Origin of the sequence: Methanoculleus sp. MH98A, assembly GCF_000691865.1 — an archaeon.
Taxonomy (GTDB): Archaea; Halobacteriota; Methanomicrobia; order Methanomicrobiales; family Methanoculleaceae; genus Methanoculleus.
In genome coordinates, this window is the sequence record NZ_JMIO01000278.1 from 1 (window position 1) to 772 (window position 772).

Here is a 772-nt window from a genome sequence, read left to right on the forward strand (position 1 = left end):
CCCCGCGGTCTCAACTGATACAACTTCTCCTCGAATGCTCGCATGAGAATTCGGCATTAAATGAGATGCTGCAGGCGGGTTTCGGCGATCAGGACCTCCACCAGCAGTATGAACTCCCTTACTGTTACTCGACGAACCCTTACCGGCTCATCCAGCTGGCAATTATCGGGGAATGCTACCGAAAGAACCTGTTCGAAGATGGTATCGAAGATCCGAAGATCATCCAGAAAAGCGCAGTGCTCTCGACCTTGATGAATAACGTCTCTCTGGGCGTTTCAGAAGATCAGAAGAAGCGGATGGTGATGGAGAAGTTACGAATTGTCCTCGAATACGGGCAGAAGTATCAACTATTCGACGAAGTCGGCGCCGATGCTATCCGGCTCAACTGCCGGGGATCTAAACTCCGTGCCGTTCTTGAGAATATCGATGCAAAATTTATTGATAGGTGGGTCGATGAGAAAGCCAGCGCAGAGGGAGAGAAACTCGCACTTGAGGACTACCGGAAGAATGCCATGAGGAATCAATCCACGCTGTCCCAATTTCCCAAAAAAGATGATACCTCCGTTGAAGGAGAGAGATCAGATCCCTGACTGACTATTAAGCCTTTTTCGCATCCCATAAGTGAGACCTTATGCCAATCAGACTATCTTCACTCCTGATGGAACAGAAACCCTTCGTATGACTCCTCATCCAGCACGGACTATCGTAACTAAAGAGTACTAAGATAGCCCCTTCCATCCTTATTTTTCAGACTTTTTGAGCATCTCCTTTA

General features: G+C 47.9%; 1 protein-coding gene. It reads left to right on the forward strand.

Annotation, left to right across the window (positions count from 1 at the left end):
* On the forward strand, positions 1 to 590 hold a 590-nt coding region (locus EI28_RS12965; protein WP_048115501.1), incomplete at its 5' end, for a hypothetical protein.
* Positions 591 to 772: the final 182 nt, after the last annotated feature.